The following is a 16,542-nucleotide window of genomic DNA, read 5'->3' as shown; positions in this document are numbered from 1 at the left end:
GTAAATTATTTCCGAACAACAGGCAGAGAGCCTCCAACTGATTTGTACACATAACTAGAAACTAAAATAACGGCAGCGAGTACTAGTAAAGAAACGGCAATCCTAGTCCCCTTATAAGATCGTTTTGTTGTCCATGGAAAATATTAAATATAAAACGGTTCAACATGGGCGATTACGCCTCGCCGACCTTTTTAAATCTCAATAGGAGGCTCGTAAAATCACCCTTGAGCTCTGGGATTGTAAGACCTGCGTTCATCAGCTCATCACCACCGAATACTTCCCCTGTATCTAGATGCTGATACAGAAAGTCAGGATTTAGTCCTCTGCATTTCAATATTCGTACAGGCTCGGCTGGCTGGGACAACACTTTGAAATAACAGAGCACAGCTTCAGCTTGATCCTGGGATACGAATGCCCAAGCTGTCTCGTTCCCTTCGAACGGACTTAGAATGCGGTAAAAGTCGCCGAATTGAATAAGCGGGCGAATTTCTTTGTAGAGCTTCACCTGCTCCTTCACCGTCTTCTTCTCTTCTTCCGTCAATTTCGTCAAATCAAGCTCATATCCGAAATTGCCTGACATAGCTACGTGTCCGCGAATATCAAGCGAGGTTACACGATGGACTTGGTGATTCGGAACCGTTGATACATGAGCACCCATCGAACTCACTGGATATACAAGGCTTGTTCCGTATTGAATTTTTAACCTGCTTACAGCATCTGTATTGTCGCTGGTCCACGTCTGAGGCATGTAGTAGAGCATGCCGGGGTCGAAGCGTCCGCCGCCGCCGGAGCAGCTCTCGAACAGAATGTCAGGGAATCTGCTTATAATTTCTTCCATGACTCGATATAGCCCAAGCATGTACCGGTGTGCCGTTTCCCGCTGTCTTTCCGGAGGAAGAGCAGCGGATCCGATTTCCGTCATATGACGGTTCATGTCCCATTTGACGTAACTGATCGGCGCGCTGGACAGCACAGACGAGACAGCTTCTATGATATAGTCGCACACTTCTTTGCGAGATAGGTCGAGAATAAGTTGATTGCGGCCTAATGTTGCCGGACGGTTCGGCACGTGCAAGCACCAATCGGGATGCGCGCGATACAAGTTGCTGTCTTCAGAAATCATCTCGGGCTCGAACCATAAGCCGAACTCCATACCCATATTACGGACACGGCGGGCAAGATCATCTAGACCATTCGGGAGTTTATGGCGATCGACTACCCAATCGCCAAGCGAGCTCTTGTCATCATCTCTTTTACCGAACCAGCCGTCATCCAGCACGAACAGCTCGATGCCGAGCTCTTGACCTTGCTTAGCAATTTGCTCAATTTTATCAGCGTTAAAATCAAAGTAAGTCGCTTCCCAATTGTTGATTAGAATAGGCCGTACTTGGTCGCGGAATTTACCTCTGCTAAGGCGAGTGCGGTACAAACGGTTATAGGTTAGCGACATATCGTTTATGCCTTGTGAACTGTACACCATAACCGCTTCTGGTGTTTGGAATTGTTCACCTGGCGCGAGCAGCCATGAGAAATCGAACGGGTTAAGACCGATGGATGCTCTTGTCGTTAGGAACTGATCCACTTCAACCTGTGCATGAAAGTTGCCGCTGTATACGAGACTGAACGCGAAGACTTCACCTTGATGCTCATCCGATCCTTTACGAAGCAGGGCGAAGAACGGATTTTGCTGAGCGCTGCTCGCGCCTCGGCGGCTGTCCACACCTTGAAGACCCGGCACGATAGGGCGTCTAGCAATATTGCGTTCGTTAATATGCGCACCGTACAGGGTTAACAAGTCGTATTCATGATCACGGAAGTCCACACTGGCACTAAGAGCGCGAAGCAGCTTAATAGGTTCAGTACCTTGATTATGGAACCGTACCGATCTTGTGATCGCGTCAAAATCACGGAATACCGTGTACATTAACGTTGCAGTTAGACCAGTGACACTGTCTTCTACGATGATTTCGAGCGTCTTCGCTTCATCGTTATGTTCTACGTAAGTGGCGGGCAAACCTTCAAGCGCAGGTTTCCCTTCGTAGATGCGATGTTCCTTGTAACGGAAATCAGTAACCGTCGATCCATTACCCAGCTGGACTTGGTATGCTGGCATTCTGAAGTCCCCATTTCCGTAGGCAGGATATTCTTGAGGTATCGTATCCAGAGAGAATGTGCGGTCATCTGGATCAGGATTTGGTGAGAACCCCCGGTCGATAAAGCGCAGCGGGTTGCTTTGGCGATATGTATGTATTCTTTTTCCCCAGTACAGGTGGGTTAGGTACCCGTCCCGAATGACTTGCATGACATAACTTGTATTTTTACTTTGCAGATGAAAGATCTTTTGTTCCGCGTCAAATTCAATTTTCATAGTTGATTTACGACCTCCTGAACTATTTAGAATCATAAATAAATGAGGTACAATATTGATGATTGGAATCACCTTTTAGCTTAAGAATAGTTGCACTGTTCTTAGGGTACAAGAGTAAAAAAGTAAATCGGGAGGGTAATATATTGCTGTCATCAATGCCTCATACATCCGTCGGGTTCCAATTTGTTACGCCTATTCCGATGCTTATGCTTAAGGGAATCGGTTGGCAACGGGTTACTTCACAAGATTATATATGGAATGGCAGAAACAGGCCGGGAGAGTATTGCTTGTTCCAGTACACCATTAGTGGGCAGGGAGAAATTGAGATTCAAGGGACTACATATACGCTTAAACCGGGCGATGCGTTTATCGTCGATATCCCCGGAGAACATTGCTACTGTCTTCCGTCTTCATCTGAGGAGTGGGAACTATTGTATCTTGAGTTGTCTAAAGATGCACTTCCTTATTGGAGACAGCTTCTTACGATGTCCGCGCCGGTCTTTCAGGTCTCTTCTGACTCTGAGCTGATGAAGCTGGGCTGGCAAATATACGAAATGGCAGCACGCGATGAGATGAATGACGTGTATCAGTGCTCTAGCTTCGCATATCAGTTCGTTATGGAACTGAGTAAATATGTGACCAAGCAAAGGAGTAAGCCGCTGCCTCCAAAGATTGAACGATGCAAGAAGTTTATTGAAATGCATTATGCAGAGCCGATCGGGTTGAAGGAAATGGCAGAGGTCGCAGGGATATCTAAATTTCATCTCACTAGAGATTATGAGAGCAGGCTCGGGGTGACGCCTGTTCGCTATTTGAACGAAGTGCGTCTTACGCATGCTGTGAAGCTGCTTCTATCTACAAATGATAATTTGGAGACAATCGCTAGGCGAACCGGATTTTCGAACGCTAATTATTTTGGCAAAGTGTTTAGAAAGCACATGGGCATTCCCCCTGCCGCTTACCGCGAAAATAACAGTACGTACGACATCGGACGAGTCTTTTTCTAAGTTCAACATTGCCAATAATAACGACTTGCAGCATAATAGAATGCTTGTTTATACAGGGGAGATTTAGTATAGTTTGTTTGTATCATACCAATTCTGGATGAGGTTATTCTTATGGCTACAATTAATGATGTGGCATTAAAAGCGGGTGTGTCTGTCACAACGGTATCTAGAGTGCTTAACAATCGGGGGTATATCAGCGAGGCAACACGGAAGAAAGTGTACGAAACGATGGAAGAGTTAGGCTACCAACCGAATGAAATTGCTCGTTCTTTGTTGCGTAAGCAGTCCCATATTATTGGTCTTATTATTCCTAGTGTTTCCCATCCTTTTTTCAGCGAGCTTGCTCGTCATGTTGAATATTACGCTTACCAATACGGGTTCAAGGTGCTTCTTTGCAACTCTCATTTGGATCCGGGGAAGGAAAAAGTGTACACCGAAATGCTGAGACGAAATCGAGTGGATGGCATCATCATGGGCAGCCATACACTGGAAGTAGATGAGTACCGAAATGTGCACTCGCCGATTGTGACGATCGATCGTAAAATTGATGATGAGATTCCATTCATCTCCTCGGAGAACTACCGAGGGGGAGAGCTCGCCACTGAGCTTTTGGTCAGCAAGGGATGCCGGAAAATTGCGCACATTTGCGGCAACTTGGAGCTAAATCTTCTTGCTAATCAGAGAAGCGATGCTTTCCGTGATGTCGTGACCAAGCATGGAGTGGAGCATGTCATTATTCAAACGGATATGAATGTATTCGATCAAGAGCAGTATGAGCGCATTATTCGTAGATTGCTTGAGGAGCATCCAAATGTCGATGGTATCTTCGCCACAAGTGACATCATTGCCGCTTTTGCGGTAAAAGAATGCATGAAAGCTGGGAAGACAATTCCGAGGGATGTCCGCATTATTGGCTACGATGATGTAAATGCTGCCTCTTGGCTGACACCGGAGCTTACTTCGATCAAACAACCGATTGAAGAGATCGGCCGACTCGCGGTAGAACTGATTCGTAAACAGCTTGAAGGCGAGCCGTTTGAAACGGAGAACTTATTGCCGGTCGAACTCGTGGAACGCCAAACGACGTAATTTTTTTACGAGATATCGGAAAAACCAATCCTGTTCTTCATATATGGGATTGGCTTTTTTTAATAAAAAATATGTGAAACGATTAACATGTCAAAGGATTGACATATGATAAACGATTGACATATAATCCGAAATGAAAGCGATTTAAATTTATTATGAACTCAAATGGGGGAATACAAGTGAAGCGGTTTAAAGGTATTCAATTACTAGTTTTGTCACTTCTTGTTGTCATGATTGTTTCAGCATGCGGCAATTCCGCGAGCAGCAGTAATCAAGGTTCTTCCGAAGGATCGAACTCTGGTAAAGATGTGAAAATTACGCTTCTAAACTCCAAAGGGGAAATTCAACAGCAGTTAGAAGAAGCTGCCAAAGCATTCCATGAAGATAACCCTAATATTACGCTTGAAGTGCAAGCGGTTCCAAATGGAGGTTCGCCATTTGAACGCGCGTCCGCATTGTATGCAGCCGGTAACCCGCCAACTATGATTATGCTGGATACTGGCGACGTTGAGAAATTTAAAGATCGCATTCTTGATTTGAGCGGTGAGAAGTGGAACCAAGATGCAGTTGCGAATGCTACGGATTTCACTACGTTCGAAGGTAAAAATTATGCATTCCCATTCGCAATCGAAGGTTACGGCTTCATCTACAACAAAGCTGTAGTTGATAAAGCGGTAGGTGGAAACTTCGATCCAAGTACAATTAAAACAACAAATGACTTAGAAAATCTATTCAAACAAATCGAAGCATCTGGCAAAAAAGCTCTAGTCATTTCGCCAATGGACTGGTCATTGGGCGCACACTATCTGCCTCTTGCTTATGCTGGTCAGAACAAAGATATGGCAGAAGTGAACAAATTCATCGATGCTCTGAAAGCGGGACAGGTAGATCTCGCAAGTAACAAAGTGTTCAACGGTCTAATGGATACGTTTGATGTCATGATGAAACACAATATCGACAGCGCTTCCCCGCTTTCCGGACAATATGAACGCGGAGCGGAGCTCCTTGGTAAAGGTGAAGTTGGGATTTGGTTTATGGGTAACTGGGCATGGCCGCAAATCAGCGGATATGACACCGCTAATAAACAATATGGCTTCCTCCCTGTGCCAATTAGCAACAATCCAGACGACTACGGCAACCAAGAAATTTCTTCAGCGGTTTCCAAACGTATTGTCATTGACAAAGAGAAGAGCACTCCTGAACAACAGGCAGCTGCGAAGAAATTCCTCAATTGGCTCGTATATGAGCAAAAAGGTCAGGATTTCCTAGTAAACAAAATGAACATCATCCCAGCATTTAAGAATATTACGCTTCCAGCTGCTGATCCGCTCGGCAAATCCATTCAGGATTATATTGCAAAAGGTAAATCCGAACAATCGATGAGCCTACTTCCAGCTGACCACTGGAAGCAAGTCGGTGCATCCATGCAGAAATACTTAGCCAAAGCAAGCGACCGTGCTACGCTGGCTAAAGAAATTCAAGATTACTGGAAAAACGTGAAGTAATGGTTTGAACGCCTAACATAAAAAAAGGCAATGGATAAGACGCAAGGCGTCTTGTCCATTGTTTTCATATGGAGGACATAACAGATTTAAATTCATCCAAGATAGAGAGGGATCGTTATGATAACGGAAAAAGGAGTGTGGAACCGACTGCGGTCACGGCTATTATTTACCGGGCCAACGTTGTTTGCGTTTCTGACAGTCATGATTGTGCCGTTCTTTTATGGTATCTATTTGACCTTTACGAACTGGGACGGTATTTCCACGACACATACACTGGTTGGTTTCAAAAATTATGGAGCAGTATTCAAGGATACGGAATTTTGGAAATCATTCGGACTAACACTTAAATATGTGTTATTCACCGTCATTCTGATCAACGTCATTGCATTCCTGCTTGCTTACGTGCTTACAAAAGGGTTAAAGGGACAAAGCTTTTTTAGAGCTGGGTTTTTCCTGCCCAACCTTGTTGGCGGTATCGTTCTCGGCTTTATTTGGCAATTTATTTTTAATAATGTAGTTGTCTATTTGGGTCAAAAGGCTGCGATTCCGCTCCTCAGTGCATCTTGGCTGTCCGATCCGGATAAAGCGTTCTGGTCACTTGTCATTGTAACCGTCTGGCAGTATGCGGGTTATATGATGGTTATTTATGTTGCGGGCTTGATGGGTGTGCCCAACGATATTTTGGAGGCAGCAAGCATTGACGGGGCTAACGGCTGGACGAAAATGCGCAAAATGATTTTGCCGCTGATGGTTCCTTCCTTTATCGTCTGCATTTTCTTATCTCTGCAGCGCGGATTTATGGTCTACGACGTAAACGTCGCTTTAACGCAAGGCGGACCTTTCAAAAGTACAGAATTAGTTTCGATGCATGTGTACGAGAAGGCGTTTCTTGCAAGGGATTACGGGTTAGGGCAAGCGGAAGCGTTTGTGCTGTTTCTGCTCGTCGCTGGAATTACGCTGCTTCAGGTGTATTTTAGCAAGAAAATGGAGGTGGATGCGTAATGGTGGGCAGCAAATCCTCTTTTTCTTGGCTCAAGTTTATTGTTCTTGCTATAGTTCTGATCTTGTTTATCGTTCCGTTTGTGTTGCTCCTTATTAACTCATTTAAAGATAACAATGCGATTACATCTAATCCGTTATCGCTTCCGCATCATTTCAGTTTTTCGAATTATAAAACAGCATTTGACGAAATGGGCTACTTGTCCGCGTTTATGAACACGTTCATTATTACGACGGTAAGCGTTCTGCTCATTTCACTATGTGCCGCGATGACCGCACATTATTTTGTAAGAAACAATACCAAATTCAATCAAATTACGTTCTTGCTCATGGTCGCATCGATGATTATTCCATTTCAGGCGATTATGATCCCGCTTGTGAAAATTTACGGTTCGCTTGGTATGTTGGACAGTAAATGGTCATTAATTTATATGTATGTTGGTTTCGGCAGCTCGCTGGCTGTGTTCATTTACCATGGTTTTGTGAAGAGCATTCCGGTGGAGCTGGAAGAAGCGGCTATGATCGATGGCGCTACGCGGACTCAAACTTTCTTTAGAGTCGTGTTTCCGGTTCTCATGCCAACGACGGCTACGATTTCCATCTTAAACGTGCTGTGGATTTGGAATGACTTTTTGCTTCCGTCTCTGATTCTTGTTAATCCGGAACAGCATACGCTTCCGCTGTCCACGTACAGTTTCTATGGCACTTATACTGTTGATTACGGTCCACTGATGGCCGGTTTGGTACTGACTATTCTTCCGATCATCATCGTATACCTGTTCGCTCAGAAGTATATCATTCAGGGTGTTATGCAGGGTTCCATCAAATAATTCAAGTAAGGGGTAGGATGGCTTATCAAACAGACTATGGAATACTCAAGAGAAAACGCTGACCGTTTCATTCGTGAGTCGAAGCATCTGCTTCGTCCGGATTACAGACTGAACTATCATCTTATGGCTGAATTTGGCTGGATGAATGATCCGAACGGTTTTATTCAATATAACGGACAATATCATTTGTTTTATCAGCATTATCCATATGAGCCCGTATGGGGTCCAATGCACTGGGGGCATGCTGTTAGCCGCGATTTGATCAAATGGGAATATCTCCCTGTTGCTCTTGCTCCAGATGGAGTGTTCGACCGGGATGGATGCTTCTCCGGAAGTGCGGTCGAGAAGGATGGAAATTTAGTACTTATGTATACCGGACACGTCATGACTGGACCTGACCGAGACAATGATTACAAGCAGTCGCAAGGCATTGCCTATTCTAAAGACGGGGTGACGTTTACCAAGTGGGAAGGCAACCCAGTCATTGGCTATGATGAAATTCCAGCAGGTGTAAGCCAGAAAGATTTCCGTGATCCCAAGGTATTTGTGAAGGATGGCCAGTATTATGTTGTGCTTGGCTCGAATGACACGAGGGGCAACGGTCTGGTGTTGCTATATCGCTCTGACGACCTCAAGAAGTGGTCATTTGTGAATATTCTTGCCGCAAGCGATGGGCGGTTCGGCGACAACTGGGAGTGCCCGGATTTGTTCTCGCTTGGGGACAAAGATATTTTTATGCTGTCGCCGCAGCGGATGCCTGCACAGGGAGAATCATTCCGCAACTTGCATTCCACGATGTATGTAGTCGGCAAGTTTGACCCGATTGCAGGGCAGTTCCAATTTGAACGATACGCGCCAGTTGATCATGGATTCGATTTCTATGCACCCCAATCGACTCTAGACGATAAAGGACGCAGAATTGTGATCGGCTGGATGGATATGTGGGAGACAGATATGCCGACCCAGAAAGGTCACTATTGGGCGGGGGCAATGAGCTTACCTCGTGAGGCAATACTGGATGGAGATCGTGTACTGTTCAGGCCGGTTGAAGAGGTAGAGGCTTACCGTCATAATGAGTATGAGCTTTACAATGTGCCTCTTGACGGCGAACGTGATATGGGGACGAGCGGAGACAGCTACGAAATTCAGGCTGTGTTTAAAGCAGAAGAAGGTACTGAAGAGTTCGGTCTGAAGCTACGTGTAGGTGATGGCGAGGAAACGATACTGTCTTACCGTCCAGATGGCGAAATGTTCTCTTTTATTCGCGATCGTTCTGGAATCGGGCCAGGCGGTGAACGCCGTGTGCGGGTAAGTTTAACCAAGGGCACTCTCTTGCTGCGAATTTTCGTCGACAAGTCTTCCGTTGAAGTCTTTATCGGTGACGGTGAGCATGTTGTCACGAGCCGCATTTATCCAGGTCCTGAATCGCTAGGTATTAAGGCATTCGCTAAAGGCGCTTGTACATTAACATCGTTTCATAAATGGGATATTCATTAAGGAGGAGCAGCAGGTGTCGACAGTATTTACAATCGGGGAAGCGTTGATCGATTTCATTCCCGCCGTTAAAGGTGTGGAGCTTAAATCAGTAGACAGCTTTCAGAAAGCGGCAGGGGGGGCGCCTGCCAACGTAGCATGCGCTGTATCAAAGCTTGGCGGCAGAAGTGCCTTCATTGGTAAGCTGGGCGCCGATGCATTCGGCGATTTTTTGGTGGATACGATGAAAGGAATCGGCGTAGATACCTCGTTCGTACTTCGTACAGATGAAGCCAATACGGCGCTCGCCTTCGTCAGCTTGAAGGCTGACGGCAACCGGGACTTCTCATTTTACCGTAATCCCAGTGCAGATATGCTCTTAAGCGAGGAAGAAATTGGAGATTGGTTCAGTGTAGGAGATATTCTTCATTTCTGCTCCGTTGATCTGATTGAAGCCCCGGTCAAATATGCACACTTTAAGGCGATACGTACCGCGAAGTCTGCCGGAGCGATCATTAGCTTCGATCCTAATGTAAGGCTTCCGCTTTGGCGGGATCCGGAAGAGTGCCGCCGCACGATACTAGAGTTTCTGCCCCTCAGTCATATTGTAAAAATCAGTGACGAAGAACTGACATTCATCACGGGTATTGAAGACGAGAAGGAAGCGATTGCTTCATTATTTGTCGGTGACGTGCAGCATGTTGTATATACCCGCGGCGCAGAGGGCGCGGCTTGGTTCACGAAGGAGTTCGAGGTGTCGGTGCCGGGCAACCTAGTAGATGCGGAGGATACAACCGGTGCAGGGGATTCATTTATTGGAGCGCTGCTGTTTCAATTACATTTGCTGACAGATGTCCAGCAGCAGATAAGCCGAGAGCGAGCAGAGGAGCTTCTGACATTCGCGAACGCCGCGGCGGCCATTACTACGACCAGACCGGGAGCTATTCCCTCACTGCCGACCTTCTCAGAAGTTGTCGCTTTTCAGTGAATTAAGGGGTATCAACATCAATAAACTTGATACGTTTGTGAAGAAGCATACTCGCAAAGAACGGTTTTTATTTAGGTCTTTGCGGGTATGTTTTTTATTGTTTTGACATGAAATATAAAATTGAGTATTATTTAAACTGTTGAAATATTAAATATTTTAAAGTTATCTGTAAGGGCAAGGAGGAACATCCGATAAAAGAATATGACCGTTATGTGGAACGTTACAATTCAGCTATTCGGATATTGATGCAAACATTGTGGCCGAGTATGACCGAATTTAAGGAATTAGGCGTCACGCTTCCACAAATCAAGATGCTTCATATGATTGAACACTATGGAACTAGCAAACTATCGGTTTTGGCTGAACAGTTGGAAGTCAAACCGAGCGCCATTACAGTCATGATTGATCGTCTGGAAGCAAGCGGCTTCGTCAAACGGCATGCTGATGAACAGGATCGCCGCGTTGTTCTTGTATCCATAACGGACGCAGGAAGGGAAGTTTTGGAAGAAGCGAGACGGAAAACCAATCAGGTACTTGCCGATTATTTTTCTGAACTAGAACATGAAGAGCTGGAGCAGCTTATCATCCTTAACGAGAAGCTGGCATCTATCGCTCAAAAGAGAAAAGAAAGTTCATGTTCGCATCATCATAATTGATTAAAGGAGAATGGAGAAACATATGCAAGAAAAAGAAATAGCTCTTGAACAAAATCAAAGCTTTACCGGTCACCGAGGCATGTTAATCATCGGTCTGATCATAGCGATGTTGTTCGCCGCGCTAGACGGTACGATTGTAAATACGGCAATGCCGACGATCGTTGGTGACTTAGGTGGACTTAGCCTAATGACCTGGCTGGCGACGGCTTACATGCTGACGTCCACAACTGTCGTCCCCATCGCCGGTAAATTGGCTGACCTTATAGGTCGCCGAACCGTTTATGTTACGGGTCTAATTATTTTTATGGCCGGTTCCGCTCTGTGCGGATTGTCACAAAACATGACCGAACTTATCATTTACCGTGGTATTCAAGGGATTGGCGGCGGCGTCATGATGCCGATGGCTATGATTATTATTGGTGACTTGTTCAGCGGTAAAGATCGGGCGAAATGGCAAGGTGTGTTCGGCGGTTTGTACGGACTATCTTCTGTGGTCGGCCCGCAGGTCGGCGGCTGGATCGTTGACAGCTTGAACTGGCGCTGGGTGTTTTACATCAACCTGCCAGTCGGTATTTTAGCAGTTGTATTTATTTCAATGGGCCTTGGTAAACATGTTAATAAAGGACCAGTTAAATTTGATGTCGCAGGTATCGTAACGATGATCGTAGGCGTAGTCAGCTTGCTTCTTGCCCTTTCCTTGGGAGGAACCGAGTTTGATTGGTTGTCTTGGCAAATCATCGGACTGTTCGTTCTTGCAGTTATCTTCATTACTGCGTTTATTATTGTAGAATTACGTGCGGATGAGCCGATTTTGCCAATGGGCTTGTTCAAAAATCGCACCTTTACGGTCATTAACGGAATTGGCTTTTTCATGGCTGTCGGCATGTTCGGCGCAATGCTGTTCGTACCGTTGTTCATGCAGGGCGTAGTAGGCGTTAATGCGACTCAGTCGGGTACCATTATGACCCCGATGATGATCACGATGATCGTCGCAAGTATTATCGGCGGTCAAGTTGTTTACAAAGTAGGTATTAAGCCGCAGCTAATTGTCGGTATGATTTTGATGGCTGCAGGCTTCGGATTGCTCTCCACGATGGATTTGGAAACGACTCAATTACAGGCTACTTTATATATGATGATTATGGGTCTGGGCTTAGGTTTTGTGATGCCGCTTCTAACACTCGCGCTTCAGGAAAGCTTCCCGAAATCGGAGCTTGGCGTCGTTACTTCCTCTAGTCAATTTTTCCGCTCCATCGGCGGTACGTTCGGTATGACGATTCTCGGAGCTCTGATGAATCACAAATCAGGGAACTTACTAAATGAGAACTTGGTGCCTGTGCTGAAAAAATTGCCGGAGCAAGCAAAAGCGTTAAGCGACATGATGATTGGGATGATTAATGACAAACCGCAAAATGTCTTCTCGTTCCTGTACAGCAATGATCTTAAGAAAATGGTTCCACAGCCGCTTAAAGATACGCTTTATCCGATCATGAAGCATGCGATGGTAGATTCCCTTTATATCGTATTCATCTCTGGTCTTGTGTTCGTTATCCTCGGAGCATTCTTGACCTTTGCACTTCCTAAAATCAAATTAACCGTTCGAAAAAAAGAAGAAAAAAGCGCAGCGTAAACTGCTGCCCAAGAGAAACCGGCTTTAGGGCCGGTTTTTTTTATAAATGAATTCATCTAAATGTTTACAAATATTTTATCTAATACTAAAATAAGGCGAGCAAAATGGAAAAGGAGTTTGGGATATGAATAAAGCAGCATTACTTCGTGAACCTAAAGGGCGTAAATTACTGTTTAGTGCTGGTCTTAGTTGGATGTTCGACGCGATGGATGTGGGAATGGTTTCGTTTATCGTTGCTGCATTGTCTGTCGAGTGGAAACTTGGTGCGCAGCAAATCGGACTTTTGACATCCATTAATTCTATTGGGATGGCCGCTGGTGCTGCAGTAGCGGGCTCCCTTGCCGATCGATATGGGCGACGGGCGGTGCTTCTATGGACGCTTCTCATTTTCTCCGCGGCGAGTGGACTGTCTGCATTAGCTGGCAGCTTTGCTGCTCTATGTATACTTCGTTTTTTTGCCGGTTTTGGTCTTGGCGGCGAGCTGCCGGTCGCATCTACACTTGTCTCTGAGTCTGTTCCTGCTAGGGTAAGAGGACGAGCGGTCGTGCTCCTCGAAAGCTTCTGGGCTGGCGGCTGGATTCTCGCAGCGCTCATTGCTTACTTTGTCATTCCTGATTATGGATGGAAGGCAGCATTTGTTATTGGTGCTGTACCTGCTCTCTATGCTTTATACCTAAGACGGGCTATTCAGGATTCGCCGCGTTTTACCGGACAGCAAAATCATAAACTGTCATTTAGAGCGCGAGTAGCATCTGTATGGTCTTCCAAACATCGAACAACGACGATCACCCTTTGGATCTTATGGTTTACTGTCGTATTTTCTTATTATGGAATGTTTTTATGGCTGCCAACGGTAATGGTGCTGAAAGGATACGGCCTTGTTAAGAGCTTTGAATATGTTCTCATCATGACGCTCGCTCAGTTGCCAGGGTATTTTACTGCCGCTTACTTTATCGAGAAATTCGGTCGTAAATTTGTACTCGTCACTTATTTGCTGCTAACTGCGGCAAGTGCTATATGGTTTGGTAATTCTGAAACGGAAGGCATGCTGATTGCAGCTGGAATTTGCTTGTCCTTCTTCAATCTTGGTGCATGGGGAGGCATGTACGCATACTCTCCAGAGTTATATCCAACAGCCGTTCGCTCAACAGGTGTCGGGCTTGCGGCTTCCTTTGGACGTATTGGGGGCATCGTCGGTCCGTACCTTGTAGGCATGCTCGTATCGAAGCATACGCCGATTACTACGATATTCTTTATATTCTTCATTGCCATTGTCATCGGCGCACTGACTGTGTTGTTCTTCGGTAAGGAAACGAAAGGGTTCGATCCGGACGAAGCGGCTGCTTAAGTTGTTTCTCAAGTGTCAGCATAATAGGAAGTTGTTTATCTCAAACTACCCCTTAACAAAAGTGATATACTGATTGATGAAGGGGTGAGTTGTTATGCAGATTGAAGTTTTAAAAGATATCATTCGTGACGAACGTGGAAATTATTACGTTGCAGTACACAGTGAAGGGAAAGAATTAACGCTGGTGAACGCTTTTGTTGAAGCGTCTTACGATATTATCCTCAAATTTGACGATGAATTTAAGGAGAAATACCGGGAATACGAGGGCTCATTTATCGGGAAAATCCCAATGGATAACCTTAGACATGACTATGTCTTTGCTCTTAAGGATGAAGGTTACGGCAGAGTGTATGATTTGAAAGAGGTAAGCGAGCATTACAAGGTTACTTTTATCGATATGATTGAGTTTTACCGAAATCCGAAATGGAAAAAATAAATCATCGTCAATAGTATGACCGTTAGCCGAGTGAAATTCAGAATGATCTCTGATTTTCCTCGGTTTTTTGTTGAAATGATGTATTGTGATAAGTGATGGCCTTATGGTATGTTGCTTATTAGGTAGATTCTAGAAACAGACGGGGACGTATAGTCATTAACGTGGCAGTCTAGAACTTTTTAAACGTTCTGGGCTGCTATTCTGTTATGTATAGGTGATGATTTAGCCTCGTCAATCTGAACAAAATACGCTTGAGAGGTAAGAAAGATGAGAACATGGTGGAAAGAAGCAGTTGTGTATCAGATTTATCCGAGAAGCTTTATGGACAGCAACGGGGATGGCATCGGAGATTTGCAAGGCATTATTTCGAAGCTGGATTATTTAAAAAATCTAGGCATTGATGTCATTTGGATTTGTCCGATCTATAAATCACCGAATGATGATAACGGTTACGATATTTCTGATTATCAGGATATTATGGATGAGTTCGGGACGATGGCAGATTTCGATAAACTGCTTGCAGAAGTTCATGCGAGAGGCATGAAATTAATATTGGATTTGGTGATCAATCATACAAGTGATGAACATCCTTGGTTTATTGAATCACGTTCTTCCAAAGATAATCCTAAGCGAGATTGGTACATATGGAGAGATGGCAAAAACGGCCGCGAACCAAACAACTGGGAAAGTATTTTCGGCGGGTCGGCTTGGCAATATGATAAGACTACGGATCAGTATTATTTACATATCTTCTCTACAAAACAACCCGATCTAAATTGGGAAAACGAACAGATGCGGCAAGAAGTATATCAAATGATTAACTGGTGGCTGGACAAAGGAATTGATGGTTTCCGTGTCGATGCAATCAGTCACATTAAGAAAGCTTATGGACTCCCTGATATGGACAATCCAGAAGGAAGACAGTATGTTCCATCTTTCGATGGTCATATGAACCGTGAAGGGATTCAAGAATTTCTAACGGAGCTCAAAGAAAATACGTTATCCAAATATGACATTATGACCGTTGGTGAAGCGAATGGTGTGAATATCAATCAAGCGGATGAATGGGTGGGCGAACGTAACGGGAAATTCAATATGATTTTCCAGTTCGAACATTTGGGACTTTGGGATAAAGGAGCGAAGAAATCGGTTGATCTGCTGGGATTGAAGAATACGTTTACCAAGTGGCAAAAAGGTCTCGAAAATAAAGGTTGGAACGCGCTTTTCTTAGAAAATCACGATCAACCGCGGTCTGTGTCCACATGGGGCAATGACAAAAAATATCGGATCGAAAGTGCGAAGATGCTAGGCGCGTTTTACTTTCTAATGCAGGGAACTCCGTATATTTATCAAGGCCAAGAAATCGGCATGACGAATGTGAAATTCAACTCGATCGAAGATTATGATGATGTAGGCATGATAAATTACTACAACATTGAAACTGCAGCCGGACGCCCTCACGAAGAAATTATGCAAGTGATTTGGGAACGCGGAAGAGACAATTCAAGAACTCCAATGCAGTGGTCTAACGAACAAAACGCAGGTTTTACGACTGGTAAGCCTTGGTTTGGCGTGAATCCAAATTATTCGGAAATTAATGTAGAAAAACAATTGGAAGATCCTAACTCGATACTCCATTTCTATAAAAAAATGATCCAGCTTCGTAAACGACATTCAGTGCTTGTATACGGTCATTATGATTTGCTGCTTAAAGATCATAAACAAATATACGCCTACACTAGAACGTTAGGGGAAGAGAAAGTACTTGTGATCTGTAATTTTGGCGATAGCAAAGCGTTATTTAAGCTTCCTTCGAACATTAAGTTCGAGCGCTCGGAATTGCTGCTAAATAATTATGCGGTTAAAGGGCCAGATACACCGAAGAAAATAAAGCTGAAACCTTATGAGACAAGAGTATATTTGCTGAGAAGTAAGTAATATGAAAGTGCGCTTTTAGTGGAATTATTCCGCTTGAAGGCGCGCTTTTTTAATACAACATCATACATATTACCGAAGCGAATTTTGGATGCGTTAATTTAAGAAAGGTGGCATAGATCATGAATGAAAAATTAAAGCAAGGGTCGTTTTGCTGTTTGAAAAATGCCATTTAATCAACCCACGTTACCAGCGTTATTATTTTTAACATTTTACATTCCGTTTACATTTAGAAAACATCACATTAATAAGCAGCTTCTACAATAAGAACTGTGATC

At 44.5% G+C, this 16,542-nt stretch carries 13 protein-coding genes; 12 read left to right on the top strand and 1 reads right to left on the bottom strand.

The window, feature by feature from the left end:
- Window positions 1-172: 172 nt before the first annotated feature.
- Entirely contained in the window at window positions 173-2,368 is a 2,196-nt protein-coding gene (locus J2Z20_RS10430) for an alpha-galactosidase (protein ID WP_209849244.1), read from the bottom strand.
- A 143-nt stretch (window positions 2,369-2,511) separates the two neighbouring features.
- Between J2Z20_RS10430 and J2Z20_RS10425 the strand changes: the two genes are divergently transcribed.
- The 12 genes from J2Z20_RS10425 (at window position 2,512) to J2Z20_RS10370 (ending at window position 16,267) form a co-directional block, all read left to right on the top strand.
- The gene (locus J2Z20_RS10425; protein ID WP_209849241.1) at window positions 2,512-3,375 is read left to right on the top strand and encodes a helix-turn-helix domain-containing protein; all 864 of its coding nucleotides are present in this window, start codon (window positions 2,512-2,514) and stop codon (window positions 3,373-3,375) included.
- A gap of 111 nt (window positions 3,376-3,486) precedes the next feature.
- Window positions 3,487-4,464 (top strand): LacI family DNA-binding transcriptional regulator, encoded by a 978-nt coding sequence (locus tag J2Z20_RS10420; protein WP_209849238.1) that lies wholly within the window; start codon window positions 3,487-3,489, stop codon window positions 4,462-4,464.
- A 179-nt stretch (window positions 4,465-4,643) separates the two neighbouring features.
- The gene (locus tag J2Z20_RS10415) at window positions 4,644-5,969 is read left to right on the top strand and encodes an ABC transporter substrate-binding protein (protein ID WP_209849235.1); all 1,326 of its coding nucleotides are present in this window, start codon (window positions 4,644-4,646) and stop codon (window positions 5,967-5,969) included.
- A gap of 117 nt (window positions 5,970-6,086) precedes the next feature.
- On the top strand, window positions 6,087-6,971 hold the full coding sequence (locus J2Z20_RS10410; protein ID WP_209849232.1) for a carbohydrate ABC transporter permease: 885 nt from the start codon (window positions 6,087-6,089) through the stop codon (window positions 6,969-6,971).
- Window positions 6,971-7,798 carry a carbohydrate ABC transporter permease gene (locus J2Z20_RS10405; protein WP_209849229.1) on the top strand — a complete coding sequence of 276 codons (828 nt, stop codon included), beginning with the start codon at window positions 6,971-6,973 and terminating at the stop codon, window positions 7,796-7,798. Before J2Z20_RS10410 ends, J2Z20_RS10405 begins: the two co-directional genes overlap by 1 nt.
- A 36-nt stretch (window positions 7,799-7,834) precedes the next feature.
- Complete coding sequence (locus J2Z20_RS10400; protein ID WP_209849226.1) at window positions 7,835-9,295, top strand: glycoside hydrolase family 32 protein; 1,461 nt, start codon at window positions 7,835-7,837, stop codon at window positions 9,293-9,295.
- 13 nt (window positions 9,296-9,308) lie between these two features.
- Window positions 9,309-10,259, top strand: a complete 951-nt coding sequence (locus tag J2Z20_RS10395) for a carbohydrate kinase family protein (protein WP_209849223.1) — start codon at window positions 9,309-9,311, stop codon at window positions 10,257-10,259.
- A 266-nt stretch (window positions 10,260-10,525) separates the two neighbouring features.
- Window positions 10,526-10,915 (top strand): MarR family winged helix-turn-helix transcriptional regulator, encoded by a 390-nt coding sequence (locus J2Z20_RS10390; RefSeq protein ID WP_245252231.1) that lies wholly within the window; start codon window positions 10,526-10,528, stop codon window positions 10,913-10,915.
- 22 nt (window positions 10,916-10,937) lie between these two features.
- Complete coding sequence (locus J2Z20_RS10385) at window positions 10,938-12,545, top strand: MDR family MFS transporter (RefSeq protein ID WP_209849220.1); 1,608 nt, start codon at window positions 10,938-10,940, stop codon at window positions 12,543-12,545.
- Between the two features lie 124 nt (window positions 12,546-12,669).
- Window positions 12,670-13,893, top strand: coding sequence for an MFS transporter (locus J2Z20_RS10380; protein ID WP_209849217.1), 1,224 nt, complete (start codon window positions 12,670-12,672; stop codon window positions 13,891-13,893).
- A gap of 94 nt (window positions 13,894-13,987) precedes the next feature.
- Window positions 13,988-14,329 (top strand): hypothetical protein, encoded by a 342-nt coding sequence (locus J2Z20_RS10375; protein WP_209849214.1) that lies wholly within the window; start codon window positions 13,988-13,990, stop codon window positions 14,327-14,329.
- Between the two features lie 267 nt (window positions 14,330-14,596).
- Window positions 14,597-16,267 (top strand): glycoside hydrolase family 13 protein, encoded by a 1,671-nt coding sequence (locus J2Z20_RS10370; protein WP_209849211.1) that lies wholly within the window; start codon window positions 14,597-14,599, stop codon window positions 16,265-16,267.
- The last annotated feature ends 275 nt before the right edge of the window (window positions 16,268-16,542 follow it).

Origin of the sequence: Paenibacillus sediminis (genome assembly GCF_017873765.1) — a bacterium.
GTDB lineage: Bacteria > Bacillota > Bacilli > Paenibacillales > Paenibacillaceae > Paenibacillus_AG > Paenibacillus_AG sediminis.
This window is presented reverse-complemented; position numbering and strand designations above follow the sequence as displayed.

Coding starts and splice junctions, on each gene's coding strand:
- J2Z20_RS10430 (WP_209849244.1), bottom strand. CDS start 2,368: ATGAAAATTGAATTTGACGCGGAACAAAAGATCTTTCATCTGCAAAGT.
- J2Z20_RS10420 (WP_209849238.1), top strand. CDS start 3,487: ATGGCTACAATTAATGATGTGGCATTAAAAGCGGGTGTGTCTGTCACA.
- J2Z20_RS10410 (WP_209849232.1), top strand. CDS start 6,087: ATGATAACGGAAAAAGGAGTGTGGAACCGACTGCGGTCACGGCTATTA.
- J2Z20_RS10405 (WP_209849229.1), top strand. CDS start 6,971: ATGGTGGGCAGCAAATCCTCTTTTTCTTGGCTCAAGTTTATTGTTCTT.
- J2Z20_RS10400 (WP_209849226.1), top strand. CDS start 7,835: ATGGAATACTCAAGAGAAAACGCTGACCGTTTCATTCGTGAGTCGAAG.
- J2Z20_RS10390 (WP_245252231.1), top strand. CDS start 10,526: ATGACCGAATTTAAGGAATTAGGCGTCACGCTTCCACAAATCAAGATG.
- J2Z20_RS10385 (WP_209849220.1), top strand. CDS start 10,938: ATGCAAGAAAAAGAAATAGCTCTTGAACAAAATCAAAGCTTTACCGGT.
- J2Z20_RS10380 (WP_209849217.1), top strand. CDS start 12,670: ATGAATAAAGCAGCATTACTTCGTGAACCTAAAGGGCGTAAATTACTG.
- J2Z20_RS10375 (WP_209849214.1), top strand. CDS start 13,988: ATGCAGATTGAAGTTTTAAAAGATATCATTCGTGACGAACGTGGAAAT.
- J2Z20_RS10370 (WP_209849211.1), top strand. CDS start 14,597: ATGAGAACATGGTGGAAAGAAGCAGTTGTGTATCAGATTTATCCGAGA.